Consider the following 26959-nt stretch of genomic DNA (forward strand, 5'->3'; position numbering starts at 1 on the left):
TGATCTCGGCCCGATTACCTCTCTTTCGCTCCTCGCTACGTTCCATTCGCGCCGCTCAAGTGGCGTGAAATCGATGCAAGCGAGGGGCAATGACGGCTATTCAGTCCGATCCCGCAGAGGAACGCGGGAGGCTGTGGTCGGGGCGGAGTCTGCGCCATGTCGCGGGATCCATCGCCCTGGTCATGGCGGTCGCCTTGATGGACGGCACCAGCGCGGCCATCGCCGCGGAGAACAGGCAGCCCGGTGAGGCGAAGCCCGAGGCGGTCACACAGGCCGCCGACATCCCGTCGGCTCGCGTGGCCGCACGGCTGTCGGGCAAGCAGGTCGAGGCCCTGTCCGAGCGTACCGAGACCTCCACGACGTGGGTGAACAAGAACGGCTCGCTCACCACGGAGCTGAGCGCCGGACCCATCCGCTTCCAGGACAGGCTCACCGGCGAGTGGCGAACGGTCGACGTCGCCCTCGCCGCCGCCGCGGACGGTTCGGTGGCCTCGAAGGCCCACCCGCGCGGTCTGAAGCTGTCCGGCAAGGCCGGACTCCCCAGCGCCTCGCTCAAGGCGGCCCAGTCCGCCCCCGCGACCGATCTGGTGACGCTGGGCGAGGGGGAGGAGCAGATCACCCTCCAGTGGCGGGGCGGACTGCCCGCGCCGCAGATCGACGGCACCCGCGCCGCGTACGTGAACGCCGTGCCGGGCGCCGACGTGGTGGTCGAGGCGACCCGTACCGGTTTCGAGCAGTTCGTGGAGATCAAGGCGAAGCCCGCCGCCGAGGGCTTCTCGTACACGATGCCGCTGAAGACCAAGGGGCTGAAGGTCGAGCAGCAGGCCGACGGCAGCGTTCTGTTCACCGACAAGAAGTCGGAGAAGTCGGCCACCATGCCGGCTCCGGTGATGTGGGACGCGACGGTCGATCCCGTCTCGGGTGAGCACAGCCACCGGTCGAAGGTCGCCCTGAAGGTCCTGAAGACCAAGGACGGCGTCGACCTGGTCATCACCCCGGACGCGGGATTCCTCGCCGATCCGCACACGCGGTACCCGGTCACGGTCGACCCGTCGACCTCCTCGCTGGGCAACCTGTTCGACACCTACGTCCAGCAGGGCGAGACGGTCGACTGGTCGGCCGACACCGAGCTGGACCTCGGCAACCCCGGCACCACCAACGGTGACGGAACCCCGCGTACGGCGCGCTCCTTCATCACCTGGAACACCGCTCCGGTCGCGGACGCGCTGGTCTCGGACGCCAAGCTCAGCCTGTGGAACTTCCACTCCGGGAACACCGCGTGCACCGCCCAGCCGTGGGAGGTGTGGACATCGAACGGCCCCACCACCGCCTCCCGGTGGACGAACCAGCCCGCGATGGTGACCAAGTACGCCACCTCCACCGAGACCAAGGGCAATGCCGCCTGTACCGCGGACGGCTGGATCAACGCGGACGTCACCAGCCTGGTCCAGCACTGGGCGAGCAACAAGTGGACGTACTCCAGCATGGGCCTGCGGGCCTCCTCGGAGGCGGTGACCGCACAGTGGAAGCGGGTCAATTCCGCGAATGCCGCCGCGAACCCTCCCAAGCTGGTCGTCACCTATAACTACCGCCCCAAGACCGGCACCAAGCAGGAGGCCGGCCCGCCGTACTTCTCCTACGGCGGCGCCTACACGGTCAACACCGTGACACCGACCCTGCGCGACACGTTCGTCGACGCCAACGGCGACAAGGTCAACGGCACCTTCCAGATCTTCGACTCGGCGACGGACACCCAGGTCGGGAACGTCATCGTCTCGCCGTGGGTGGCATCGGGCCAGGTCGCCTCGGTGACCGTCCCGGCCGGAGTGCTCACGAACGGCAAGACGTACAAGTTCCGCACCTCGCCGTATGACGGCACGCACTACAACCTGGGCTGGTCGGCCTGGAAGACCTTCACCGTAGACACCGCCGCCCCCTCCTCTCCGACAGCCATCACGTCGACGGACTACCCGTCGAACGCCTGGGTCAAGGGAGCGGGCCAGGCGGGCACGTTCACGGTGACCCCGCCCGCCGCGGACCACAACTGGCTCGAGTGGTCCCTCGACGGCGTGAACTGGACCAAGGTCGCCACCGGCGGCGCCGCCGGCGCCAAGGCCCTCTCCATCGCCCCGGCCAAGGACGGCACGCACACCCTCCAGGTGCGCTCCGTCGACAAGGCGGACAACAAGTCCGAGGCGATCGACTACCCCTTCCACGCCGGCCCCGGCGGGTTCGTCCAGCCCGCCCAGGGTGAGCGAACGGCCCGCCGCCTCGCCCTGGCCGCCGAGGCGGACGGCACCAAGTACGACAGTGTCTCCTTCTCCTGGCGCCGCTCCGAGGCCGACGCCTGGGTGCAGATCCCGGCAGGCCACGTGAGCTCCGGCGGCACCCCGCTCACCTCGTGGCCGGTTCCGATGACGGGCGGCAGGAACACGCCCCTGGTGTGGAACGCCACCGATACCGTCGACCCGGACGGCACCGTCCAGATCAAGGCCGACTTCACCGGCCCGAACTCCGCCACCGGCGCCACCGAGCCACTGGCCGTCATCGTCGACCGGAACGCGGCCGGTGCGGCCACCGACGAGGTGGGCCCCGGTTCGGTCAACCTCCTGACGGGCGACTACACCCTGTCGGCCACCGACGCCTCGGCCTTCGGAATGTCGGTGTCGCGCAGCGTTTCCTCCCGTACCCCCGACAAGGGCGCCAAGCAGGAGGGCCAGGCCGCGATCTTCGGCAAGGAGTGGGCTTCCGGAACCGTGGCCGAGGCCACCGATTCGGACTACTCCCACATCCGGCGGATCTCCGACACCGCGGTCGACGTGGTGCTCTCGGAAGGCGAGGCGATCCACTTCGCCGCCAACGCGGCGCGCACCGGCTGGATCCCGGAGCCCGGCTCCGAGGACCTGACCCTCACGGGCACCGTGAGCGGCTCGTTCACGCTCTCGGACACCGACGGTACGGTCACCCAGTTCACCAAGCCGGACCCGGCCGCCACGACCTGGCAGGTCTCCTCGACGCTGCTGGACGGACTGGCCAACACCGCCACCACGGTGGTCTCCGAGACCGTGACCGTGGCCGGCAAGGCGCTGGCCCGCCCCAAGCGGATCATCGCCCCGACCTCGGCGGCTTCGGCCGCCACCTGCACCGCGACGCCGTCCACCAAGGGCTGCCGGTCGCTGGAATTCGTCTACGCCACCGCCACCACCGCCGGACCGGGCACCTACGGCGACTTCACCAACCAGGTCAAGGAGATCCTCCTCTGGTCCACGGAGCCGGGAGCGGCCACCGCGACCAGCCGCGCCCTGCAGTGGTACCAGTACGACGACTCCGGCCGGCTGCGCGGGACCTGGCACGACGCGATCGGCACCGGCACCTTCACCGAGTACGGGTACGACACCGACGGCCGCCTGAACCTGGTCCGCAACGGCGGCGATCTGCCGTGGAACTTCACCTACGGCAAGGCGGGCAACGCCGCCACCGCCGGTGAGGGCATGCTGCTCAAGGCCTCCCGCTCCGGCCTGAAGCAGGGCACCGCGGACGTCAGCGAGGGCACGGCCACCACCTCGGTCGTCTACGGCGTCCCGCTCACCGGCACGGGCGCCCCCTACGCCATGGGTGCGGCGGACGTGAAGGCGTGGAGCCAGACGGACGCCCCGACCGACGCGACGGCGGTCTTCCCGGCCGACTCGGTCCCGGCGGCGCACGACGGCGCGGCCCTGACGGCCGCCGCCTACCAGCGCGCCAACGTCATGTACCTCGGCGTCTCCGGCCGCTCGGTCAACTCCGCGACGCCCGGCGGGTACATCAGCACCACCGAGTACGACCGCTTCGGCAACACCGTGCGGGAGCTGTCGGCCGCGAACCGCGCCGTCGCTCTGGGCCTGAGCGCGGCCGACCTGGCCGTACAGGCGGACCTGGGCATCGCCCAGACCGGCACGGCCGAGCGCGCGGCGCTCCTGTCCACGGTTTCGGTCCACAACGACACCGGCACACGTGAGCTGGAGGAGCTCGGACCGCTGCGGCGGATCGAGCTGACCTCGGACCTCAAGTCCGGCAGCACCGTCCTCGTCCCGGCCGACACCGCGGTGACGGCCCGCACCTGGACGGTCAACGAGTACGACGCGGGCCGCCCCACCGACGGCACCGCCAAGATCAAGAACCAGGTCACCAAGGTCACGACGGGCGCCCAGGTACGTGAGCACCCGACCGTCCTCGGCGAGGCCCGTGCGGCACAGACCCTGTTCGACTGGGCCAAGGGCCTTCCCGTCCAGCGGATCAAGGACTCGGGCGGGCTCGCGATCACCGAGACCACCGAGTACGACGCCCAGGGCCGCGTCACCAAGCAGCTGCCGCCGGGCGCGTCCGGCTCCGACGCGGCGACCAGGGTGACCACCTACTGGTCCGCCACCGGCACCGGCACCTGCCAGGGCCGCCCCGAGTGGGCCGACCTGCTCTGCTCCACGGGACCGGCCGGCGCGATCACCGGCGGCGGCACCAACCCGGCGAACCTGCCGACCAGCACCACCGAGTACGACTGGTGGGGCCACCCGGTCAAGGTGACCGAGACCGCCAACGGCACCACCCGGACCACCACGACCACCTACGACAGCGCCAACCGCCCGACGAAGACCACCCTGACCGGTGGTCTCGGCCAGGCGGTCCCCGAAGTCATCACCGAGTACGACCCGGACACCGGCCGCCCGGTCAGGACGACCTCCCCGACCGGCGGCACCATCACCAAGGCGTACGACAAGCTCGGCCGCCAGACCTCGTACACGGACGCCGACGGCGGCACGACCACGACCGAGTACGACCTGCTCAACCGCCCCGTCAAGGCCACCGACAACACACCGTCGACCACCGCCTACACCTACGACCACGCCGCCGAGCCGCGGGGTCTGGCCACCAAGGCCACCGACTCCGTCGCCGGTGTCTTCCAGGCCACGTACGACGCGGACGGATCGGTCAGCAGCGAGAAGCTGCCCGGCGGCTACACCGTCACCACCGCGGAGGACACCGCCGGAGCCACCACCCGCCGTACCTACACCCGCGACAGCGACTCCGCCGTCGTCTACTCCGACACCGTGACGGAGTCCGTCCACGGCCAGGTCACCAGCCACGCCGGCTGGTCGAGCCAGAAGTACCGGTACGACGGCACCGGCCGCCTGACCACCGTCGAGGACACCGCGGACACCGTCTGCACCAAGCGCACCTACGCCTTCGACGGCCGCAGCAACCGCACCTCTCTGAACACGGTGTCGTCCACCCCCGGGGCAGACTGCCCGGCCACCGGCGGAACCACCACCAACCACTCCTACGACAGTGCCGACCGCCTGGTCGACAGCGGCCACGTCTACGACAGCCTCGGCCGCACCACCACGCTGCCCGGTCACGGGACGGTGGGCTACTACGCCAACGACCTCGTGCACCAGCAGACCTGGGGAAGCCAGCGCCAGACCTGGCAGCTCGACTCGTCCATGCGCCTGCGCTCCTGGAAGACGGAGACGGGCGGCGGCAGCACCTGGAGCCAGACCGGGTCCAAGGTCAACCACTACGACAGCGACGGCGACAATCCGCGCTGGATCACCGAGAACACCGCCACCGGAGACCTGACCCGCAATGTCGAGTCCGCTTCCGGTGACCTGGCCGCCACCACGGGCAAGACCGGCGACACCGTCCTCCAGCTGACCACCATCCACGGCGATGTGGCCCTCCAGCTTCCGCTGGACATCAGCAAGGCCCCCGTCGCCCTCGACAACGACGAGTACGGCAACCCGCGCGCCGGCCAGCCGGCGACGCGCTACGACTGGCTCGGCGCCAAGCAGCGCTCGAGTGAGACCCTCACCGGCCTCACGTTGATGGGCGTCCGCCTCTACAACCCGGTCAGCGGACGCTTCCTGTCCATCGATCCGGTCCACGGCGGCAACGCCAACGCGTACGGCTACCCCGCCGACCCCGTCAACGAGTACGACCTCGACGGCCGCTTCGGCTGGGGCAAGTTCCTCGACCGGGTCGGCACCGGACTCGCCATCGCCGGCATGTTCGGCTGCGGCGCGTGCGCGCTCGTCTCCGCGGGGATCAGCCTCGGCCGGGGCATCTACAAGGTGTCCAGGGGCGACCGTTCGGGCTGGATGGACATAGCCGGGGCGGCCACCTTCGGCGCGGGACGGGCCGTCACCCGGTTCAACAACGTCCGCAGGGCCAGCCGGATGGCCAAGGCTCCCAAGGGCGTCCGGGGCAGGTCACGGGCCCACAAGCGGGCCCGGAGCAGAGCCAGCAAGGCTCACCGGCGCTACAACCGACGTGTCGTGAGACGGGTCAACGGGGTGGACCGCTACTACGGGTACTACAGCACCGGCTACTCGCTCTACGGTGAGTGGAAGGACCACCGCGGCCGTTGATCAGCGCAGGTCGTGCGCGGGGCGGTACCCGTACCGCCCCGCGCACGACCGGACATCGAGAGGAGCGGGCATGCCTTCGGAGCAATCGGAGCGCGCAGTCCCGTCGAAGAGCCCCTTCCAGTGGGCCGACCGCACGATCACCCTCGCGTTCCTCCTGGCTGCGGCACGGGGCGATCGCGCGGAGGCCAGGCAGGAACTCACCAGGACCGAGGAGGTCATGCGCGCGACCGCGGCCGCGCCCGCGGGGCGGATCGGTACGAAGGCCGAGCCCCTGTGGGTGCAGGCCATGTCGATGCTCGGGTTCCGGGCGGGCGCCTGGTTCGTGATCTGCGCGCTCGTGCTCGTGGGCGGGCTCTTCCTGCCCCGTACGGAACTGTCCGGATATCTCACCGTCACGGTCGCGGCGTTCCCCGCCGCCCTGTGCGTCTCCCGTGAGACCGCCCATGAGATCGCCCGCTCGGCGCTGCGCCGGGGGCGGCTGACGGAACGCGGCAGGCACTGGTACTCGCGCGTCCAGCACGACGGGTTCACCGCGCTGCTGGTCCTGCCCCTGTGGGCAGCCTGCGCAGCGGCCGTCCAGCCCTGGGCCTGACCCTCCGTGCCGCGGCTCCCGCCCGGGAGCCGCGGCACACCCTTGTCTGGGGCCCGCGACGTCCTTGCCGGCGAGGCGTTCAGGCGCTCACGTTTGGCATTGCTTCGTGGATGCGGGAGACCAGCCGCTCCAGGCAGCGCCGTCGGCCCGGGCATGGACTCGGATCTCGACCTTCACGGGGCCGCATACTCGGGTCGTGCTTCCCACTTCGACGGGGCCGATGGCCTCGCCTGCCCGGACGTAGGCTCGACCGCTGCCTACTTTCTCCCAGTGACCACCATCGACAACACGGAAAAATGCCTCGTAAGAGACATTTAGCCCCCTTGTTCCAGTGTTACGCGCCTTGATGTGCGCCGTGATGTCTCGAGTGGGGAACTTGCCGACAGATCCCCGCTGGGCACTGATGCAGCCATTGACGGCTACGCGGCCGGTCGACGTACCTCCGCCACAGGCGATTGCCGCAGCGTGAGCGTTGGCCGGGATCGTCAGCATGGTCAGCGCGGCTGCGCCGAGGATCGTTCCGGTACGCCTCAAATGCAATGTTCCATTCCCTTCCTTGAGCCCGTTGTCTCTGAAGGGACCCTGGCTCGCCTTGGGGCACGACGAGCAGAGTCTCGACCGGTTTTCGCCCAAATGGGTGCAGGTGGTGGTGTCGGTGGCTCGTAAATGGGACGGGTGCGTCCGAGTGTTCTGTTCACCGACATGCAATGAGCGACGTGTGAGTCGTTGCTCACGCAGGCGCGCGCGACCTGGGGAGACGGGCGGCTACCTGCCGGAGTGGCAGCCGGTTGCCGGCCGGGTTCCCAGGGGTTCATGCGGGCCATCGCATTCCGATTGCGTCGAGCTGTTCGATGCGTTCCTCGTTCAGCGAAGCCCTTCTCGCCCGGCTGTTGGCGATGAACGCACCGAGTTTGATCTCGCGTACTTCCCGGCCTTGCCGTGGGGTGTCGGCGGGCAGTCCGTCCGGGCCGATGGCCAGGGGTTCGATGTGTTTGCGGGGAACGGTGAGGTGGCCTTCGCGCTGGTAGAACTGGGTGGCGGCGGCGAGGTTGATGGTCCATTTGTCGGCCTGGCTGGTGCGCCCGACGGCTTTGGCCTTCTCGTGGGCACTGGCTGGTTCGAGGCCGAGGAAGTTTGCGAGCATCCATTGTTGTCCGGCGGCGAGGTTGTCCCAGCCGTAGCGTTGCGCGCGAACCCATTGTCCGAGGTCTTCGCCCTGGACGACGAGGTCGCAGGGCGTCATGGGTACCTTCCCGCCGGCGTCGACGTGCGCGCGGGTAAGGACGAAGCAGCGTTGCCAGGCGACCGGCCAGGCCGGGCACCATGCCGGGTCGACGGCCTCCAGTTGCTCGCGCCGCTCTTCGGGCATGGACCACGCCGAGGGCAGCGGCTCCAGGCCTTCGGCTTCGCGTTGTTCGTTTGCGACGGTCCTACGGGCGGCGGCTCTCGCGTTCTTGAGCCAGATCCCGATGGGCTGGCCGTGCCAGGTGGCGTCGATGGGTGCGAGGAGGTGTCCGTGTTCGTCGGCCCAGCCTTGGGCGGCGGTGAGGCCTTCGTCCCAGGCGGTGTCGCGTTCGGACCAGACCATGTCGAGTTCGTTGAGCTGTTTGACCCTCTCGGCGGTCAGTCTGCCTGCGGTGTGGTTGCGTCGGGCGTCGGCGATCCACTGCCCGAGGGGGAACCCGGCGAGGGCGGCCGGCCACCGTACGGGGTGTTCCTCGGCGTCCGTTGCCGCAGCGAGCAGGGTGTCGTCGACCGTGTCCTGGTCCTCGCCGGCGACGGCCTGTTCCAGCGCGTCGAGAGCCATCTCGATGCGCTCCTGGCGGATGCGCCGTCGGACCGGCTGTTCCTGATCTTGTTCTTCGGGTGTGGGGACGCGGTAGGTGAAGGGGACGCGGAGGTCGCCGTGCTGGTGGCGGTAGACCATGGCGGCTTCCAGACCGCGGAGCCAGTGTGTTGTCTCCGGTTCCAGGACGCGCAGTCTGATGAACGCGGCGAGCTTGGCCGGATCGCGGGGCGTGGAGAAGCGCAGGAGTGCGTGGGCGGGTCCGCTGATGCCTTCAGCGTCCGGGTGCCAATCGGCGGGTGTCTGGGCTTGGGTGAGGGGTGTGTAGCGGCTGGGGGCTTGTGGTTCGGCGAGTCGTTCGACGATGCGGGTGTCGTGTGCGCGGAGTGCTTCGAGGAGTTTTACGAGGTCGGCGTAGGAGCGGGAGGTGAGCATGTCGTCGGGTGTTTCCCCGGGCCCGAGGAGGACGGGGACGACGAGGGATGCGGTCTTTCCTTCGCCCGGTTGCATGCGCAGTGCCCGGCCGACGGCTTGGACGAGGTCGGGCATGGATCCGCGCAGGTCCGCGAAGAACACGCTGTCGCAGTTGGCGGTGTCGACGCCTTCGCCGAGGACGCGTACGGAGCTGAGGAACGTCTTCTCGACTCTGGTCCCGTCGGCTGCGGTGCCCGCGGCGAAGTCGTCGAGGACCCGGCGCCGGTAGGCGGGCGGGTGTTCGCCGCACACCCAGTCCGCCCAGACCGATGCCGGATACAGCCCGGGGTCGAGGGTGTGGAGCTGCGCTGCGATGTCGGGCAGGCCGGTGGCGAACGCTTCGGCTTCTTTCACCTGGTGGTGGAAGACGAGCGTGCGGTGGAACTTCCCGGTGGCGGCGGCTTTGACCAAGGCGGTCTGCAGGGCGGCGAGCCGGGCGCCGCGGACCCGGTCGGAGCGCTGCTCGACGCCCAGGAGCTGTGTGGTCTGCAGGCCGGGGTCGCTGACGTCGACGGCGATGACCTGGTAGGGGGCGACGATCTTCCGGTCGATGGCCTCCGACAGGGTGAGGGTGTAGCAGCGGGCACCGAACGGGCCGTTCTCGTCGTCCTCCATCGATGCGACGAGCCCACCGGGCGCGCCCTGCTCCTGCTCGTCCTCCCCGTCCTGCCACAGGCGCGGGGTGGCGGTCATGTACAGGCGCCGGGCGGCCGGGATGCGGGCGTTGTCGTGGACCACGGCCCAGGGCTTCCCGATCCGCCCCGAGGTCCGGTGCGCCTCGTCGACCACGATCAGGTCCCAGCCCGGGAGGCCGGCAGAGTGTGCGCGTTCCAGCGTGCCGAGTCCGAGCGAGGCGTAGGTGGAGAAGACCGTGATCCGTTCCAGGTGTGCGGTCCACCGCACCAACTCGTCCGGGGCGGTGGTGTTCGCGAACCCGGCCTCGGACTCGCGTAGCGAAGACACCCCCAGCACCGCGCCGGTACGGCCGCCCGCCCGCCAGGCGGCCTCCGTCTGGGTCAGCAGGTCCAGCGACGGCACCAGGACCAGCACCCGGCGTGCACGCAGCTCCGCCGCGCTCCTGGCCGCTACCAGGGACTTGCCCGAACCGGTGGCCATGACCACCTGGCTGCGCAGCCCCTGCTCCGGGAGCCGGCCCGAAGCCGGCATCTCCAGTGCCTTCAGCACCGCGTCCACGGCCTCACGCTGATGCGGCCGAAGCTCCATCCGTACCATGCTTCCATTCCGCCTTTGCGACGCCGCGTTCGAGTGTCACCGGGGTGCCGCGGATGTTGTCACCAGTGGTTGGTCGTCGTCGTTGCTGGTGAGCGTATGCCCTGATCGGAGGTGGTGACATCCTTGATGCGGTCGCATCCTGACGATCACCCGCCGGGCCGCGCGCCGGGCTCGTCCTCACCGGACCGGGCGGCGAGACGGATCGAGGACACGTCGTCATGGTCGCCAACACCAGCCTCGGCATGTCATCCGGCACCAAGGGCGCACCCGTCGAGGGCGGCCCGGTCACCGTACGGTCGGCCCGCACCACGTTCTGGTCGACCACCGACAAGGCCGCGCTGACGTACTGACCCGGCTGCCCGGGCAGTCCGGGAGGAACAGCATGACCGACGGGCTCGAACGCGATCTCGCGGCCGTCACGTTCAACCTCGCGATGGGCGACCGTGTCCGACCATTGTGGAGGCGACCACTGTCTCTCCTGCCGAGCCCGTGATGGTCATCCCCGGACTCCTTCGCCTCCCTACGACCAGAACTCCTCGTAGGTTGCTTGATCGGCCCAGAGCTCCCAACCCTCGACGATCCTGCCGTCGCTGATGTGGAAGACGATGGCGTAGTCCATGTCGAGCTGCTTGCCCTCGCGCGACGCAGTGGCATGGAGCAGGGCGACCGTGTGGGCGTCATTGGCGAGGACATCGTGGAGCTGCGGGCGGTACGTGCCACCTGACAGCTCGAAGTCCCGGGCGAACATCTCGAACGTGGCCTCTCGGCCTTGATAGTCCCCCGACAGCGGCCCCCGACCCCCCTGGTGCCATACGACGTCGGGATGGAAGACCTCGGCCAGCGCTTTCATGTCGCCTGCCGAGAAGGCCGCCATGGCGCGTTGGAACACACCGATGTGCGGGTGATCCGTCATCGCTTCCTCCCTTCGCCGGCCGTGAACGTAGTCCAGAGCCGGCCGGCAGGGTGATGGGCGCGCCGTCCGTGCAAGTGCTGCCACCTGATCGGATGGACCTCATTGTGTGAGCCGTTCTCAGCCGCCGGTTCCCGTGCGGGCGGCGTACTTCCCGCCGCGGGACGCCAACTCCTTGACCACAGCCGCGGTGCGCCCGGTGAAGCAGGTCCGCCGGAGGGAGTCGTCGAGGCGGGTGAACTGGCCCACCGCGTCCTTCCGTCCGAGCGTGACGGCCCGTGCGACGTAGCGCAGGGAGTACGGCTCGGGCCTGCGGCCCTCGATCAGGCGGGCCAGGGTGTTGGCCGCGTGAGCGGCCTGCGGCGCGGCGAGCGCGCAGGCGAAACGGGCTCCGGGTACCGCCGCGCAGTCGCCCACGACGAAGATCCGTTCGTCGTCCACGCTGCGCAGGTACTCGTCCACGAGCGCACGGCCCTCCGTATCGACCTGGAGACCGCTGCGTGCCGCGAGGTCGGGGACGCCCGACACGATCGCCCACAGGGTCAGGTCCGAGGCGAACGCCGCTCCCGACCGAAGGTGCATGACGCCGTCGGCGACCTCCGTGACACCGTCGTCCACGATGTCGACCTTCAGTCGCTCCAGTCCGGACCGGACCCGCTGGTACGCCCGGTGGGAGAAGTCCCGGGCCACCGACGCCCCGACGATCCGCACGCGAAGGTCCGGCCTTGCCTCGGCCACCTCCGCCGCCGTCTCGATGCCCGTCGAGCCACCCCCGATCACCGTGACCGTGCTGCCCGCAGGAAGGGCGGCGAGCGCCACGCGGGCCGGCTCGGCGCCCTCCCAGGTGCCCACCGGGACTGTTCCCGGCATCGGCTGCACCGTGCTGCCCACGGCGAGAAACGCGTAGTCGAAGTCGACGCCCGTGCCGTCGTCGAGGGTGACGCTGCCGTCCCCGATCTTGTCGACGGTGCCGACCCGGGAAGTGATCCCGTCGCGCAGCATCGACGCGAGGGGCGTCGCGACGGTGGCGGTCCCCGCGAGCTGCTGGTGCAGCCGTACGCGCTCCACGAAGTCGGGGCGCGGGTTGATCACCGTGATCTCGGCGCTCTTCACCTTCTTGGCGAGCCGGTTCGCCGCAAGCGTGCCCGCGTAACCGGCGCCCACCACTACAACCTTCATGTCGGCCTCCTGCCTTGGTGACTGGTCGGACATGAGATGCCGGCGGGCAGAAACCTGTGACACCCCTTCGACGTGTCACGCGTCACAGGGCGCGCGTGGAGGACGGCCTTCAGGAGACCTGGTTGCGCTGGGTGGGCGTCGATCTCGACACGGTGTACCACCAGCGCGCTTACCTGGTCCGGATCGCCACCCGGCAGGCGCTCGGCCGGCTGCGTACGCTCCGCCGGCGCAAGGAGTCGTACGTGGGCCCCTGGCTGCCCGAGCCACTGCTCACCGCGCCGGACGTGGCCGAGGACGTCGAGCTGGCCGACAGTATCTCGATGGCGATGATGCTGGTCCTTGAGACGCTCGCACCGACCGAGCGGGCGGTGTTCGTGCTGCGCGAGGTGTTCGACCTCGGGTACGGGGAGATCGCGGACGCCGTCGAAAGAGCCCGGCCTCGGTCCGCCAGATCGCCCACCGGGCGCGGGCACACGTTGCCGCGCGCCGCCCGCGCGGTGTCGTTTCCACGGCCGAGACCCGGGCCGCGCTCGGAGCCTTCCAGCGGGCGGTCGAGACGGGGGACCTGCAGAGCCTCCTCGACTTCCTCGCGCCGGACGTCGTCGCCCTGAGCGACGGCGGAGGCATCAAGCAGGCCATGCCGCGGCCCACCGTGGGAGCCGGGAAGGTGGCCCGCCTGCTCGCCCGCCTGCTCACGCACCATCAACGAGCCTGGATCCTCTTCCAAGCAGACCCCAGGCGGAGCAGCGGGTGCCCGACAGGCGGAACCCCCTGGTGACGGCGGGTCGCGGCCGGGTAGCCTCCGCCTGATCATCCGCACCGTTCCGGGGGACAGACCATGCCGATACGCGTTGTACGACGGGCTTCCGGCCTGCCGGCCCTGGCACTCGTCGCCGCACTGGGCATCGTCGGCTGCGGGGCGGAACCCGGGAAGCCGGCGTCCGAGCCCGCGCCCCCCGGGCTCGCCTCCGCGTCCCCCTCCGCCTCGGCTCCCGCGGGCCGCCCGCTGACCGCCGCGCAGTTGGTGGCGGCCGCGCTGCCGGTCGAGGAGAGCCCGGACGCGCACGGGCACCCGGTCTCCGTCCGCGAGCCCCGGGTCAGCAGCCGGAAGTCCGAGCCGTCCGACGCCGCCTGCGGGCGGCTGCTGGCGGCCGCCGGTGCCCGGCAGACGTCCGGCCCGGCCCCGGCCGTGGCCGAGCAGACGTTCAACTGGAAGGGCGACATCTACGGCGGCAACTCCACCCTCGCCTCGTACGGGGGCTCCGGCGCGCAGGAGGCGTTCGCACAGGTCAGCGAGGGGCTGCGCACCTGCCGGTACTACGAGAGCCAGGGCCCGGCCACGACCTACAAGGGCACGGTGACTGTCGACCCCGCCCCGCGGCTCGGGGACGAAGCCGTGCAGTTCGAGGTCACCGCCCCGTCCGAGATGGGCCCGCACGTGACCCAGTACACGGTGGTCCGCACCGGGAGCGTCGTCGCCATGTTCACCAAACTGTCGATCGGCGGCCTCGACGTACGCGCCTTCCCGCCCGCCCTGATCGCCCAGCAGATCTCCCTCCTCCAGCAGGCACAGAGCTGAGGCCCGCGCCTCGCCCAAGCCGACGCGGAAGGCGATCTCGACCGCTGTCCGGGACGGTACTCGCAGTCGCCAGGCCGGCGGGTCTGTCCCGATAGGGGCCTTCGCGACAGGCACCGTCACAGTCCTGACCACCCTGCCGGCCGGCGACGGCCACCCTCGCCCTGATGCGCGGAGGCCCGATGCCGTACAGCCTTCTGTGTGTCGGAGTGCGGGGCAGGGGTCATGGCGGTGGTGGCAGACCCATGGCCGCACTCTTCGGCGCCGGTCAGACGGACACGGCCTGGCGTTCCCCTTCCGCTGCGTCGAGTGCCAGCCGACCTGTCCGGTTCAGCGTGCTGAGCGCGGCAGCGCACGCCAGGCCCAGCAGGAAGAGCGCCACCCAGGGCAACGCCGGCACCCCGGCCTCGCGGGCCGCGTCCAGCGCCATGCCGGTCAGCAGGTTGCCGACCGTGATGCCGATCCCGCAGATGGTGTTGTACAGGCCGTAGTGCGTGGCCACGAGGCGGTCCCCCGCGAGGCGGACGATGGTGTCCATCTCGAAGGGGTAGGCGATCATGGTGCCGGCCGCCAGCAGCAGGGCTGTCAAGGAAGCGGGAAGCCCGGCCAGGAGCCATAGACCCATCCCGCTGTCCGGCACCGGTACCGCCGAGGCCACGAGGAGGGGGACGAAGGCCGCTCCCATCGTCAGCAGCCCCCAGGTGAGCGCACGGCCCGGTTCCATCCGGGCCTTGCACCACGCGGTGACCTTGGTCTGGAATGCGATCGTACTCAGCCCGGAGACGGCGAACAGAACCGCTACTGCGGCGGTGCCGAACGTGCCTTCGCCGCCCAGGCGCCTGACCTCCAGCGGCAGGGACAGGTAGACCTGGAAGGACATGACGTACGAGCCGATCATGGCCAAGGAGAACAGCAGGAACGGACGGTTCGTGAACATCCCCCGCCACTGCTGCAGGACACTCTCACGGACCCCTCCCACGGTCTCGGCGTGGTCGGCGCGGCGGGCCGGCAGTGCCCGGATCTGGACGATGCTCAGGACTGCGAAGATCCCGGCCGCCACCAGGCAGGTGACGCTGAAATCCACGCCCGTCAGGACCATGCCGACCAGCGGGCCGAGCAGGATGCCGGCCTGATAGAAGACGTTGAACAGGGCGAACGCCTCCACCCGCCGCTCACCCGCGTCGGTCGCGAGGTAGGCGCGGGACGCGGGGTTGAACAGGGCGCCGGCCAGCCCCGTCGCCGCGGAGGCGGCGAGGAGGGCGGGAACGGACTCCACGAGGCCGAGAGTCGCGAAGCCCGCGGTACGCAGCACGAGCCCGGCGATGATCATCGGCTTGTAGCCGAGTCGGTCGCCCAGTGTCCCGCCGATGAGAAACATGCCCTGCTGGCTGAAGTTGCGCACGCCGAGGATCAGCCCGACCAGCCAGCCCGCGAGGCCCAGGTTCCCGGCCAGGTGCGTGGCCAGGTACGGCATCAGCATGTAGAAGCCCAGGTTGATGGTGAACTGGTTGACCATCAGCAGCTGGACGCTGCGGTCGTACGAGCGGACCTGCTTGACGGTGTCTTTCACCGGGTCTGCCCCTCTGCGTCGGTCTTGCCGGCGGCGTCGTCCCTGCCGTCAGCGACGAGGGTGAGCGGGTCGACGACGGTGGTGCACCGGGTCCAGCGGGTGACCTCCTTCTCGTCAAGGCGGCCGATGAGGTCCGGTTCCGGGGCGGGCGGGGAGTCGAGCAGGCCGTGGGCGGCGCAGTAGCCGTCGTCGTAGACGGTGCCGAGGTACCGCTGCGGACCGTCGGGAAATACGGCCGCGATCCGTGCGTCCCCGGGAAGCGACCGGGCCAGCCAGCCGGCCACCAGTGCGACCGCTCCGACGCTCCATCCGCCGGTGGCGTAGTGGGAGCCGGCCAACTGGCGGCAGGTCCACACGGATTCGGCGGGGGAGACCCAGTGCACCTCGCTGAAGTTGTCGTAGGCGACGTTGCGGGGGTAGATGCTGGACCCCAGCCCGCGCATCAGCCTCGGCCGGGCGGGCTGTCCGAAGATCGTCGAGCCGATGGTGTCCACGCCCACCAGCGTCAGATCCGGGTAGAGCTGCCGCAGCACCCGCGAGATGCCGGCCGAATGCCCGCCGGTACCCACACTGCACACCAGTACGTCGATGTGCCGCAGCGCGCCGGCCAGTTCGAGGGCGAGCGGGGTGTAGGCGGTGGTGTTGTCGGGGTTGTTGTACTGGTCGGGAGACCAGGAGCCCGGGTGCCGTGCCATGAGCTGCAGCACGCGGTCGCGGCGGGCCTGCTGCCAGCCGCCGGTCGAGTGCGGCTCTGAGACCACGTCGACCTGGGCGCCGTACGCGACCAGCAGTCGGGTCATGGACGGCTCAAGGCCCGGGTCGGTGACCAAGGTGACCGGGTGCCCGTAGACCATGCCCGCCAGAGCGAGGCCGAGGCCCAGGGTCCCACTGGTGGACTCGATGATGCGCGCGCCGGGCTTCAGGTCGCCGCGGGCGCGGGCCCGTTCGACCATGTGCAGGCCGGGGCGGTCCTTGATGCCTCCGGGATTGAAGCCCTCCAGCTTCGCCCAGAAGCCGCGGCCTGCCGGTGCGAGGGGTTCGGAGATACGCAGCAGCGGGGTGTTGCCCACCAGCTCTGACAGGGCCGTGAGGCCGGTTGTGGACGTGTCGGTGGTCGAAGAATGCATGCCTGTGCCTTCGTTGGTGGTGGCGACGACTACTCGTTCGGATGGCATGCCGTGCCCGGCGGGCAACGGGAACAGGGGTTCCGGCCCGGGGAACGGCAGGCGGCAGCCGCGTGCGGCTGCGGGACGAGCGGTCTAGATCCGCCACCGGCAAACGCCGGCGAGGGTGGAGCGACCGGTGCGCGCCATGGACGGTCTACCGGAGTCGGGCGCCGCCGAAGGCGTCCGCTCCGCCACGGATGCACAGGCCGCTGAGGAAGGGAAGGCGGCGGTCCCGTCAGCCGGCCGCTGCAACTCGCTTGCGGCCCATGCGGTCAGGCAGGGCGAAGTGCAATCGGCGCCGTGCTCGTGCTGTTGCGGGTCCGGATGCTGCGGCTGCTCGGCGGACTCTCCATGTGCGGCCGGAGCGGCCGGAGCGACCGGAGCGGAAAGCGAAAGGTGACGGTGCCCGTCGTTGGCGAGGTACGAGGAGCAATGGGCAGCGGACAGCAGCAGCACACTCAGCGTGCAGGCCAGCAGGACGCCGGCCCAGGACGGAATCCGGCGGGCAAAGTGTGGCAAGGGCGAGCGGAGCACAGGTCCTCCGTGCGGCAGTCACGTCCTCGGCCGAGGGGCGGAGAAGCGACGTGGGCGGGTGCGCGCGGGGCAGGGGGGTCCAAGCACCAGAGGCCGCGACGGTGTGAACATATCGCCGTCTTGGGGGCAGATCCGTGGATCCTGCAACGCATGGGGGTGTCGTCGGAAGGTTCCGACGCCTACACCTGAAGGACGGCTGCCGGTGGTCTGAGGTGCTCCGAGGGCGCGGCAGGGGAGCGCAGCAGCTGTTCGGTCGGTCGCCCGTGCCAGAAGGTCGGGGAAGGCCGGCCTTCGTCCAGAACGTTGGTGAAGGCGGGCTCGTCCGCTGTACACGACGGTGCCCTCGAGCGGCGCGCACCGTCGACCGTGAAGTGGCCTTCGCCCTCGGGACAGCCCGCGGCAGACGTCGCTGTCCGGCCTGCCGCATCTGCCAGGGAGGCGGAGGCGAACGGAGCGTCGGCTCCACCGTCGTGTGCCGGCGTGGAACAGCACGTGCCCAACAGGGCGGCGAGGAGGAGCAAGGCCAGCCCGACGGTGACCAGCCGACACGCCTGCGAGAGGGTCGACCGGCCGCCGGAATGCGACCAAGCTGTCATCACGGCGTGATCATAGTCAGCATGCGCTGGGTCCCGGGTGCCCCTTCCTCGAAGAACGTGCGATCCAACTGCCCATCTGCATAAGGGTGGTAGGAAGGTATGGGAGCTGCGGCTACGGGACGCGGCCGCCTGTGCCGTCGCGTCGAAGGTACGCATGCGCGGCGGCAGCCCCCGTGCAGACGGCCGTGATGCCCCTCTCCTTGGATCCGTCGTCGCTGCCCGCGCTACGTCTGGACGACGCGGAGATCGAAGCAGTCCTCGAAGCCCCGGCCGAGGACATCGCCCAGTTTCGCGAGGTCCTCGCGCGGGTTCTGGCCTACGGACCTGAGGAGCAGCGGCCCGGTACGCGTCGCGGTCTAACGGGCCGTGCCCGCGGCCGGTCGGCGGCCCCGGGCACCCCTGGGAGGGGTCCTCTTTGCCGCGGTGTACCGGCTGAGCACCCTGTAGGGGAGCGGTCAGGCGTCCACCGTCCCGGCACCCGGGGTCCGAGCCCGCAGACCGCGGAATCGCACGCGGAGCGCGGGCGGTGCCCACCAGTTGGCGCCGCGGAGCAGTGTCATCGTGGCCGGAACCAGCACGCACCGCACCAGCGTGGCGTCGACGACGACGGCAACGGTCAGCGCGATCGCGAGCTGTTTCATGACCAGCAGCTCGCCCGTGGCGAATCCGATGAAGACGATGCACATCAGCGCGGCCGAGGAGCTGATGATCCGGGCGGAGCGCTGTACCCCGACCTCGACCGCGAGGTCGTTGTCCACCCCGGAGTCGTGGAGTTCCTGAATGCGGGAGAGCAGGAACACCTCGTAGTCCATCGACAGGCCGAAGGCCAGCGCGAACACCACCACGGGGAGCCAGTAGCCCAGTCCGCCCAACGTGTGCACTCCGAGCAGACCGGCGCCCCAGCCGTCCTGGAAGACGAGGACCAGAGCGCCGAACGACGCACCCAGCGACAGGGTGTTCATCGCGATCGCCTTGAGCGGGAGCAGCACCGAACCCGTCATCAGCAGCAGGAAGACGAAGGTGGTCGCCGCGATCAGGGCGGCGGCCCGAGGCGCGTGGTCGACGACCTCGGCTCTGAAGTCGATGTCGAGGGCGTTCCGTCCCGTGACCCAGACCGGGAAGTCGGCCGGGCGCTCCGCCCGGATGCGCTGGACGAGCCGGTCGGCGGGCCTGCCCGCGGGGTCGGCCTTCGGCACCACGCGGACGAGCGCGACCCCGGTGCCCGCGGCCGTGGCCGAGCCCACCGCCTCGACGTCCGGGCCGCCCGCGAAGCGGCCCGCCCACCGCTGGAGCCGGGCCGGGTCGGTGCGTGCCACGACCACCACCGCGTCGGCGCGGTGCTGCGGGAACCGCTCCGCCACGATGTCGGCATAGCGCCGTGCCTCCGCCGCGGGCGGGAGCTGCTGCTCCCCGACGGGGCTGACCAGGTGGACGCGGAGGAACGGGGTGGCACAGGCGAGCAGCAGCACCCCGACACCGACGGCGGCCGAAAGCGCGTGCCGCCGGGTCCACCGGGCCAGCCGGGCGAACGCGCCGAAGCCGGTGCCACGAGCGGCGCACGCTCCGATCCGATTCGGGAAGGCCGCCAGCAGTGCCGGGGTCAGGGTCAGCGCGGCGGCGAGGGAGAGGGCGACGGTCCCTGCCGCGGCCAGGCCGATCGCGGCGTAGAAGTCGCTGGGGAAGGCAGCCAGCCCACAGAGGGCGGCGGCGACGACCAGCGCGGCGAACCGGACCGCGCGCCCTGCGGTGGCCATGGTCCGCACCACCGACTCGGCGACGTCGTGTCCCGCTGCCCGCTCCTCCCTGAACCGCCCCACTGTCACCAGCGAATAGTCGATGGCCAGGGCCAGCCCCACCATGGTGGTCGTCGAGAGCGCGGGAGAGGTGAGGTCGTACCAGCGCGACAGGACCAGCAGCCAGAGCATCCCCGCGCCGACCGTGCACACGGCCGCCAACACCGGTACGGAGGCCGCCATCAAGCCGCCGAAGAGTACGTACACCACCGCCAAGGTCACGGGCAGGGTGATCATCTCGCTGCGCCGTGTGTCGGCCAGCGACCGAGCCGCCACCGCGCGGCGCGCGCGGTCGCTGCCGCCGAGGGTCACCTCGACGCCGGGCACGGAGCCGGCGATGTCCCGTACACGGGATTCGACCGCCGCCTCGGCCTTCTGCCGTACGCCATCGGGGAGTCCGCGAGCCAGCCGGACCGACAGCAGGGCGGTTCGTCCGTCGGCGGAAACGGCGGGATCGGCGGCACCGGCGACGACGGCGGTGGCGTGCCGACCCGGCGTGGTGGGCGTGGTCGGGGCGGTCACCGCGATCACACCGGGGACCGCGGACAGATCACGTCGCGCGGAGGCCAACTCCCGCTGGAACCGGGGATCGGCAACCGGCATGCCCGCTACGACCGCGTCGACCTGCCCTTCGAAGGACCGGGTGCCGTCCAGCAGGCGGTTTCCCCGGACCGATTCGTGCGGGGCCACGCTCCAGGGCTGCCGGTCCAGCCGGTCCACCACCGGTCCGACCGCACCCAGACCGGCACCCAGGAGCAGCAGCCACATCAGCAGGACGAGCCGGTGGTGGCGGACGCAGGCCAGAGCGAGCCGGACCGACACCGGCGCGTCCGTGCCCGCGGGGCGGGGCGGAACCTCCGTCAACCGGCGCATCGGCGGGCTCCAAGGCGGTACGCGGAGCCGATCGTGACATCGCCCGGCCGGCTCACCGTCAGACGGGTGAGTCCGTCGGCCGCGGGTGCCAGGCACCCGCCCCCGCCCTCGGCCCGGAGCCACGGCGAATAGGCAAGCCGCAGTGTCACGGTTCCGGGCCCGGGCATCCGTACGACGACCTCGGCGGCGTCGGAGCGCACCACGGACGCGGGCGGATCCACCAGCGCCACCGGATCCTTCACCCGGTAGATCCGCCAGCTCTCGTCCCGCCACACCGGCTCCAGGTACGCGGGCCCGCTCGTCACCAGCGCGTGTTCGCGCTCCGAGGCGGCGTCCAGCGGGCCGTCGTGCAGGACGACGAAGCCCACCGCCCAGTGGTCGAGCCAGGCGCGGTAGGCGTCAGCCGTGAACGTTCCCTCGGGCACACCGGCCCCGTCGTACCCGTCGTAGAACAGCGGTCCACGCTCGACATCGGCCTGCCGGTTCCAGCCGCGTGCCAGGGCGACGTGCGGCGCCAGCACGGCCGCCTCTCGATGGCTGCGTGCCATGGCCACCTCCACCCTGGAGCGGTCCGCTCCCAGCCGTTCGAGGGCGCGTACGACACCGCCGGTCTCCGCGGCCCACCGGGGGACCTTCGCCGTGTCCATGACGTGGGCCGCCGTGTTGCCTCCCACCCAGGTCACGGCGAAGGAGAGGCCGAGGACGAGCGTGGTCCGCCGCGCCGTCCCGAGCCGCCTGAGGGGACCGCCCGCCCCGATGGCGTGGACGGGCCCCGCCATCGCGGCGGCGAGCAGCACCGGGGGCGCCGCGAGATGGGCGAGCCGCTCGATGTTCGTCCCGACCGGCGAGGGGATCAGGAAGGCCAGCCCGACTCCCACCGCGTACACCGCCGCGGCCGATCGCGGCAGCCGCCAGGAGCGCGGGGCCGCCAGGACGACGGATACGGCCATGAGCAGTGGGGGCCAGATCCGTACGAAGCCCATGGGCTGTTGGCCGTGGAAGGGGAACAGCCAGGCCGTCAGGCCGAGTACGGCGACGGGGGGCACCAGCAACGCGGCTCCCGCTGCCCGACGGGACGTCAGCAGACAAGCCGTGCCCACCATCACGAGGAACAGCCCGGCGACGGGGCTGGCCATCGTGGCCGCCGCCGCCCAGCCGGCCGTGACCGCGCCGCGGCGCCCGCTCACAACTGCCAGCACCGCCGCGAGCCCGAAGACCACGCCCAGGAGGAAGGTGGTGCGCCCCGAGGCCGCCTGGCACCAGAGCATGAAGGCCGCCAGCAGGGCGGGCCACTGGGCCCGGTGCACGTCGCAGCGGGCACAGATCCGCCCCACCAGCCACGTGGACACGAGGCCGCTCGCCAGTGTCACGGGGACCACCCCGAACGCCGCCATCACATAGGGCGAGATCAGGCTGTAGGAGCCGGTGTGCAGCCCGCCGTGCCAGGAGAGGTTGTAGACGGCACCGGGGTGGTGCGCGACGAACCCCGCCCACGCCTCCTGCGCCGCGAGATCGCCGCCGCCGGTCGCGAGGGCCACGGACCACAGGGCGTAGAGCGGGAGCACGGATCCCGTGGCGATCAGCGGCACGCGATGACGCCGGTGCCATGGCGCGCGGGCGGGCTCGGCCCCCGGGCAGCGTGGTGTGACCGGGCGCGGGGAAAGTTCGACTGCGGCCACGGGCCGGGCTCCGTTCGGCTGCTCTGCGGGGCTGCCAGGTCACATGATCGTCGACGGCCCGCGCGCTCGGCCGACGGCGCGCCCACCCGGCTCTGATGCGCTGCCTTCCGCACAGGTCCACCCCTGCGTTGTTGTCGGGCACGCTTCAGGTCGCAGGTCGCAGGTCGCAGGTCGCAGGTCGCAGGTCACAGGTCACAGGTCGTAGGTCACAGGTCACAGGTCACAGGGAACGCCGACCGGCCGGAGTCCTGGAGCCGTTCAAGCCGTACTTGGCATACGCGCTTCACCGAGCAGCCGTGTCGGCCGTCCGTGACGGTTCCACCCGGCCGCGCCCCGCGTCAGCGACTCGGGCCACCCTGTCGCGCTCCCGCGTCTACCGGCCCCGGCAAGGAGGAGTCCGGCTGCCAACCCTTCCTCGCCCGACGCCGGTCGCGGGACCACGCACCCGCACCCACCAGCACGGCTGCCCCGGCTCCGTACAGGGGCAGCCACAGGGTCGTCGTGGCTGCCAGGCAGTCGGCAACCGCCTTACGTCCCTGGGTCACTTGCGTGTATGCCAGAGCAGCACTGTCGCGACCAGCCAGGTCCGCCACCGCGGCCCTCGTCCGGATGACCTCGTACCTGCCCACCGCCTCGCACCCGCTACGCGTGCCGGGCATCGGAAACAGCCAAGCCCAGCGCTGCAGCATGGGGGCCAGCGCGATCGCTACGCACAGGCCGACGACCAGCGAATACGCGACCAGACCGCGCATGTATGCCGATCGGATGCCGGGCGTCCATGCCGGCCGTCCCTGAAAGGCGAAGATCACCGCGAAAAGCGTCACCCCGATGAATGTGGCGAACCACTGCCAGGAACCCTGGGCGAGTGCGAACGTCAGCACAGCGGCGAGTCCAATGCCGACGACCCCGGCCTGACCGGCGGCGCCATCGCCTGCTCCGGTGGATGCAGGCCTTCGGGTTCCTCGAGGGCTGGGGTCGTTCACGGGCCCCTCCTGCAGGGTTGGAGGCATCAGCATCAGCATCCGCCGCGCGTCGCCACGGGGCCGGGCGCCATGCCGGACGGGTTCGGATGGCGCCCGGATGGGGGAGCCACAGGCCGTTCACGGGCGGCGGCCATCTGGGCCGCCTACCGCTGCCGGATCTCGGGTCACACCCCCATCGCAGGTGCGGCACGGGTCCGAGGGCCGCTGTCAGACCCCGCCCGTACCGTCGAAGACGAGGCCGGATCGTCCGGCGGCCCAGGGCGACGGGAGCAGACGAGGGCAAGATTGGCTTGAGCAAGGAGCACCTTGACCGGCTGCTCGCCGACAGCGCCGGCCCCGCACGGCCCCTCCTACCAGCACGGGCAGCGGCGAGCCGTATGTTGTGCGCATCACCGTCACCTGACGGTCGGCGCACACAGGCGGCGGCCGGCCCGGTGCGCGCCGATGCCACAGGCCTACGTCGCGCGCCGGCCACTGAAGATCAGTGCCGACCGCCCGGGCTGCGCCGCAGGAGAGAACCGCCCCGCTGTCGGGCGTTGGAACGTCGAAGGGAGCAATCTCGTTGCACACACCGCACTGTCCGAGCGATGAGGAGGGCCCGATGAGCACGGCCGACGAGGGACGGCAGTGGCCGGACGAGGTCAGTGTCGACAACGCGAGGACGACGCTGTTGCAGCTCCTCGCGCGGGCGGGGGTCCCTTCCGGTGACGCGCGGGCACTGATCGGGCTCGTAGAGGCGGGTGCACTGGCTCTCGCGCACAAGGAGCTGAGCGGTGGAGTCCGTCGCGCGCCGGGCGACAAGGGCGAGGTGTACGGGGCGGGCTGGCTCGACGGTGCCGGGGACCTCCTGGAGGAGCTCGGCACCGTCGCTGAGCGGACCCTGGTACAGGTCGTGGGGGCGGACGGACACCCGGACCAGGCCGGGGAACGTCCGCGGGCGGGGCGTATGGAGGTGGAGCGGGCGCGGGTGGCGCTCACACCTCTGTACCTGTCGTTCACCGCGGTCTCGGAGCTGGATCCGGAGGTGACCGAAGAGGTCCTCGCTGCCGTCCTCGGCACGATGAGCCCCCGGCAGCGGGCCGGGTACGCCGGGCGGCTGACGGAGTTCGCCGTGACCCACCGGGCCCGGCTGGAGCGGCTGTTCGCGGCGTTCGGACCGGGCAGCGCCATCGCGGTGCACGGCCGCTATTCGCTCGTCCACTCCGCCACGAGCATTGCCGTGCTGGAGCGGCTCGTCGCCGCGCCGCAGGAACTGTGGGAGGAGTGGGACGCCGCGGAGCTGCCGCCCGCGTGGCTGGAGGGGCTCACGACCGCCTGGAACGCCCCGGCCTGACCGCCGTCTTCGGTGCGATCACGGGCCCCCGATTCGGCCGGGGCCCGACGTTGTGTGATCTTGCATGCCGCTGAGGAACGTGTCGGATTCTGCGGAGCGTTGGGTGCAGGTCGTCGGCCGTGATGTCCGACAGCCGGCGTGCGGTCCTGCACGCCATGGTCGCCGGGGAGACGGACGAGTCGATGGCACGCAGGCTCGGCCTGAGCCACCGCAGCTTCGCCGACCCCATGTGCGCCGTACATCCGAGCAGTTGGGCAGCCGCAGCCGAAAAGCAGCCGCAGCCGCAGCCGCAGCCGTGGTCGGCTCGGCTACCTCATCGCCACGTCGGCAGTGCTCGGCGGCACCCCGGACCGACCCCACCCGACCACGGCACGCCCAAGCGCCTCGGCGCGATCCGGACCACCGGGGGACGGGGCGCGCCCCGAGTGCCTTCACCGTGACCCGAACCTCCCGGTTACAGGCGCGCCTTCGCGTCGTCCGTGGTTACGTCGGCCGACTGTCGGCGCGTCCGGGCCGCCCGCAGTGCCAGGGCGGTCGCGGCGGCCATGCCCAGCACCGCGATGGCCCCGCCCGACAGGCGCAGCGCCCCGACCGCGCCGAGGCCGGACACCAGCGGTCCTCCGAGTGCGGTGCCCAGGGGTACCGACAGCACCCGGACCGCGGAGCTCGCCGCCAGTGCCTGCGGCAGCAGCGCGCTGGGTACGGAGCGCTGAAAGAGCGTGGTCGACAGCGACGAGTACGGCGGCCACAGCAGTCCGGCGACCCCGAAGCAGACGACCGACACGGCCGTCGGCGCACCGAGGCCCATGGGAAGCATGAGGGTTCCGAAGCCGATGACGATGCCGACCGTCGTGGGCCACAACCGCCACTTGCCGAGGAAGCCGGTGAGTACCGACCCGAGCACGGCGCCGATACCGAAGGCCGTATAGAACGCCGCCAGTACACCGGCCGAGGCGCCGAGGTCGTCCGAGACGTGCAGCGGCAGCGCCACGTACACGGGGCCGAAGAGGAAGAAGAACGTGAAACTCAGCGCGAGTAGCCCGGACAGCGCGGGGATGCGCCGGATTACGGCGAAGCCCGCCGTGCGCGAGGCCGGGTCCTCGTCGGGCTCGGGGACGCCGCCCTGGGGGACGAGGAGGAAGGTGACCGCGAGTACCAGGAAGGTCATCGCATCCACGGCAAGCACCGTCGCCGGACCCCCGAAGACGATGAGGAGCGTGGCCAGCGGCGGCCCCACCACCGTGGCGATCGAACCCACGCCGGAGAGCACGGCGTTCCCCGCCAGGTGATCGCGTTCCGGCAGTACCCTGGCGATCAGCGTGTAGATGCCCGCCTGGCCCCAGGAGTGCAGCACGGAGGAGAGCGCCAGCAGCGCGACGTACCCCTGGATGCCGAGCACACCGAAGGCGTGCAGCACCGGGATGGCACCCAGCGCGCCCGCCCGCAGCGCCGCGTCCCAGCCGGCCAGTTGGGCGGGCCCGCGGTGGCGCAGGAACCGGCCGAGCAGCAGCGCGCCCACCGCCCCGGAAAGGGTGTAGGCAGCCGCCGCCAGCGCCACCCAGACGCCCCGGTTTGCCGCCGGCGCCAGCTCGATCGCCAGCCAGCTCACCGCCACCACGGCCATGCCGTCACCCAGCGAAGAGACCGCGAAGCCGGGGAGGATCCGCCGCAGCGTCGTGTGACCCATCACCGGCCAGTACGGCGAAGCTCGTATCACACGGCTCAAGACCAGGACCACGGGTACCTCCATCACGACACGGAAACCGACAGTCACGACCTTCCCCCAGGAAATCGGGACGCGAGAGGTGGCTTCTCTTTCGGCACAAACCCCGTGCTCTGCGTGAACAGGCGCATGAACGGGCGCGGTCAGGGGACCGCCATGCCGGACCCGTTGCCCCGGGTCTGTCGTCCAGCGTCTCTACGTGGCGGCGCGGGGCGTCAGGAACCGAGCCTGAACCGCATCTCGCCCGCGCGCCCTTGTGATCTCTTCGGTTCGGGTGTCGTTGTCGAGCTACCGCGGGGAGGACACGCCGGTGGCCTGGACCGTCGGATGCGCGGGTCGTGTGCGGTGGTTGGGTGGTGGTCTGCATGGGTGTGGCGTGCCGCGGCTGGTTTGCCGTGGCACGCCTTTGGGTTCGATCGGTGGCAGCTCATGGTCCGTGTGGGTGTGGCTGCCGGGGTGGGTTAGCGGTGGTGGTGGTGTCCGCGGCGGCCCCAGGACTCGGTGTCGATGACGTTGCCGCGGTTGTCGCGGAGGGTGGCGGTGTCGCGCTCGTCCCAG

At 70.9% G+C, this 26959-nt stretch carries 14 protein-coding genes and 1 pseudogene; 6 read left to right on the plus strand and 9 right to left on the minus strand.

The features are described from left to right. Positions 1-182: 182 nt before the first annotated feature. Positions 183-6401 (plus strand): DNRLRE domain-containing protein, encoded by a 6219-nt coding sequence (locus ACGFYQ_RS32945; RefSeq protein WP_393749849.1) that lies wholly within the window; start codon positions 183-185, stop codon positions 6399-6401. A gap of 70 nt (positions 6402-6471) precedes the next feature. Continuing rightward, positions 6472-6993, plus strand: coding sequence for a hypothetical protein (locus ACGFYQ_RS32950; protein WP_393749850.1), 522 nt, complete (start codon positions 6472-6474; stop codon positions 6991-6993). A gap of 811 nt (positions 6994-7804) precedes the next feature. Here ACGFYQ_RS32950 and ACGFYQ_RS32955 read toward each other — a convergent pair. Further along, positions 7805-10477 carry a Helicase associated domain protein gene (locus ACGFYQ_RS32955; RefSeq protein ID WP_393749851.1) on the minus strand — a complete coding sequence of 891 codons (2673 nt, stop codon included), beginning with the start codon at positions 10475-10477 and terminating at the stop codon, positions 7805-7807. A gap of 227 nt (positions 10478-10704) precedes the next feature. On the opposite strand from ACGFYQ_RS32955, the gene ACGFYQ_RS32960 reads away from it, so the two are divergent. After that, positions 10705-10836, plus strand: coding sequence for a hypothetical protein (locus tag ACGFYQ_RS32960; protein ID WP_393749852.1), 132 nt, complete (start codon positions 10705-10707; stop codon positions 10834-10836). 170 nt (positions 10837-11006) lie between these two features. Here the strand turns inward: ACGFYQ_RS32960 and ACGFYQ_RS32965 are convergent, their stop codons facing one another. Beyond that, positions 11007-11399 carry a nuclear transport factor 2 family protein gene (locus ACGFYQ_RS32965; protein ID WP_393749853.1) on the minus strand — a complete coding sequence of 131 codons (393 nt, stop codon included), beginning with the start codon at positions 11397-11399 and terminating at the stop codon, positions 11007-11009. Between the two features lie 117 nt (positions 11400-11516). Continuing rightward, the gene (locus ACGFYQ_RS32970) at positions 11517-12575 is read right to left on the minus strand and encodes an NAD(P)/FAD-dependent oxidoreductase (protein ID WP_393749854.1); all 1059 of its coding nucleotides are present in this window, start codon (positions 12573-12575) and stop codon (positions 11517-11519) included. An 89-nt stretch (positions 12576-12664) separates the two neighbouring features. Here ACGFYQ_RS32970 and ACGFYQ_RS32975 point away from each other — a divergent pair. Both ACGFYQ_RS32975 and ACGFYQ_RS32980 read left to right on the plus strand, forming a co-directional pair. Then, positions 12665-13257: pseudogene (locus tag ACGFYQ_RS32975) on the plus strand (sigma-70 family RNA polymerase sigma factor); the annotation flags it as partial. A gap of 156 nt (positions 13258-13413) precedes the next feature. Further along, complete coding sequence (locus tag ACGFYQ_RS32980) at positions 13414-14154, plus strand: hypothetical protein (protein WP_393749855.1); 741 nt, start codon at positions 13414-13416, stop codon at positions 14152-14154. Between the two features lie 265 nt (positions 14155-14419). Here ACGFYQ_RS32980 and ACGFYQ_RS32985 read toward each other — a convergent pair whose 3' ends face one another. The 5 genes from ACGFYQ_RS32985 to ACGFYQ_RS33005 all read right to left on the minus strand — a co-directional run bounded on the left by ACGFYQ_RS32985 (position 14420) and on the right by ACGFYQ_RS33005 (position 23345). Continuing rightward, the gene (locus ACGFYQ_RS32985; RefSeq protein WP_393749856.1) at positions 14420-15721 is read right to left on the minus strand and encodes an MDR family MFS transporter; all 1302 of its coding nucleotides are present in this window, start codon (positions 15719-15721) and stop codon (positions 14420-14422) included. Then, positions 15718-16848 (minus strand): PLP-dependent cysteine synthase family protein, encoded by a 1131-nt coding sequence (locus ACGFYQ_RS32990; RefSeq protein WP_393749857.1) that lies wholly within the window; start codon positions 16846-16848, stop codon positions 15718-15720. Before ACGFYQ_RS32990 ends, ACGFYQ_RS32985 begins: the two co-directional genes overlap by 4 nt. Positions 16849-18472: 1624 nt before the next feature. Next, the gene (locus tag ACGFYQ_RS32995) at positions 18473-20683 is read right to left on the minus strand and encodes an MMPL family transporter (RefSeq protein ID WP_393749858.1); all 2211 of its coding nucleotides are present in this window, start codon (positions 20681-20683) and stop codon (positions 18473-18475) included. Beyond that, positions 20671-22272, minus strand: coding sequence for a hypothetical protein (locus ACGFYQ_RS33000; RefSeq protein WP_393749859.1), 1602 nt, complete (start codon positions 22270-22272; stop codon positions 20671-20673). Before ACGFYQ_RS33000 ends, ACGFYQ_RS32995 begins: the two co-directional genes overlap by 13 nt. A gap of 428 nt (positions 22273-22700) precedes the next feature. After that, the gene (locus ACGFYQ_RS33005) at positions 22701-23345 is read right to left on the minus strand and encodes a hypothetical protein (protein WP_393749860.1); all 645 of its coding nucleotides are present in this window, start codon (positions 23343-23345) and stop codon (positions 22701-22703) included. 601 nt (positions 23346-23946) lie between these two features. Between ACGFYQ_RS33005 and ACGFYQ_RS33010 the strand changes: the two genes are divergently transcribed. Further along, positions 23947-24678 (plus strand): hypothetical protein, encoded by a 732-nt coding sequence (locus ACGFYQ_RS33010; protein WP_393749861.1) that lies wholly within the window; start codon positions 23947-23949, stop codon positions 24676-24678. A 454-nt stretch (positions 24679-25132) separates the two neighbouring features. Here ACGFYQ_RS33010 and ACGFYQ_RS33015 read toward each other — a convergent pair whose 3' ends face one another. After that, positions 25133-26365, minus strand: coding sequence for an MFS transporter (locus tag ACGFYQ_RS33015; RefSeq protein ID WP_393749862.1), 1233 nt, complete (start codon positions 26363-26365; stop codon positions 25133-25135). Positions 26366-26959: the final 594 nt, after the last annotated feature.

The sequence above is a fragment of the Streptomyces sp. NPDC048258 genome (genome assembly GCF_043201995.1).
In the GTDB taxonomy this organism is placed as follows: domain Bacteria; phylum Actinomycetota; class Actinomycetes; order Streptomycetales; family Streptomycetaceae; genus Streptomyces.

Coding starts and splice junctions, on each gene's coding strand:
- ACGFYQ_RS32945 (WP_393749849.1), top strand. CDS start 183: ATGGCGGTCGCCTTGATGGACGGCACCAGCGCGGCCATCGCCGCGGAG.
- ACGFYQ_RS32950 (WP_393749850.1), top strand. CDS start 6,472: ATGCCTTCGGAGCAATCGGAGCGCGCAGTCCCGTCGAAGAGCCCCTTC.
- ACGFYQ_RS32955 (WP_393749851.1), bottom strand. CDS start 10,477: ATGGAGCTTCGGCCGCATCAGCGTGAGGCCGTGGACGCGGTGCTGAAG.
- ACGFYQ_RS32960 (WP_393749852.1), top strand. CDS start 10,705: ATGGTCGCCAACACCAGCCTCGGCATGTCATCCGGCACCAAGGGCGCA.
- ACGFYQ_RS32965 (WP_393749853.1), bottom strand. CDS start 11,399: ATGACGGATCACCCGCACATCGGTGTGTTCCAACGCGCCATGGCGGCC.
- ACGFYQ_RS32970 (WP_393749854.1), bottom strand. CDS start 12,575: ATGAAGGTTGTAGTGGTGGGCGCCGGTTACGCGGGCACGCTTGCGGCG.
- ACGFYQ_RS32980 (WP_393749855.1), top strand. CDS start 13,414: ATGCCGATACGCGTTGTACGACGGGCTTCCGGCCTGCCGGCCCTGGCA.
- ACGFYQ_RS32990 (WP_393749857.1), bottom strand. CDS start 16,848: ATGCATTCTTCGACCACCGACACGTCCACAACCGGCCTCACGGCCCTG.
- ACGFYQ_RS32995 (WP_393749858.1), bottom strand. CDS start 20,683: ATGCGCCGGTTGACGGAGGTTCCGCCCCGCCCCGCGGGCACGGACGCG.
- ACGFYQ_RS33010 (WP_393749861.1), top strand. CDS start 23,947: ATGAGCACGGCCGACGAGGGACGGCAGTGGCCGGACGAGGTCAGTGTC.
- ACGFYQ_RS33015 (WP_393749862.1), bottom strand. CDS start 26,365: ATGGGTCACACGACGCTGCGGCGGATCCTCCCCGGCTTCGCGGTCTCT.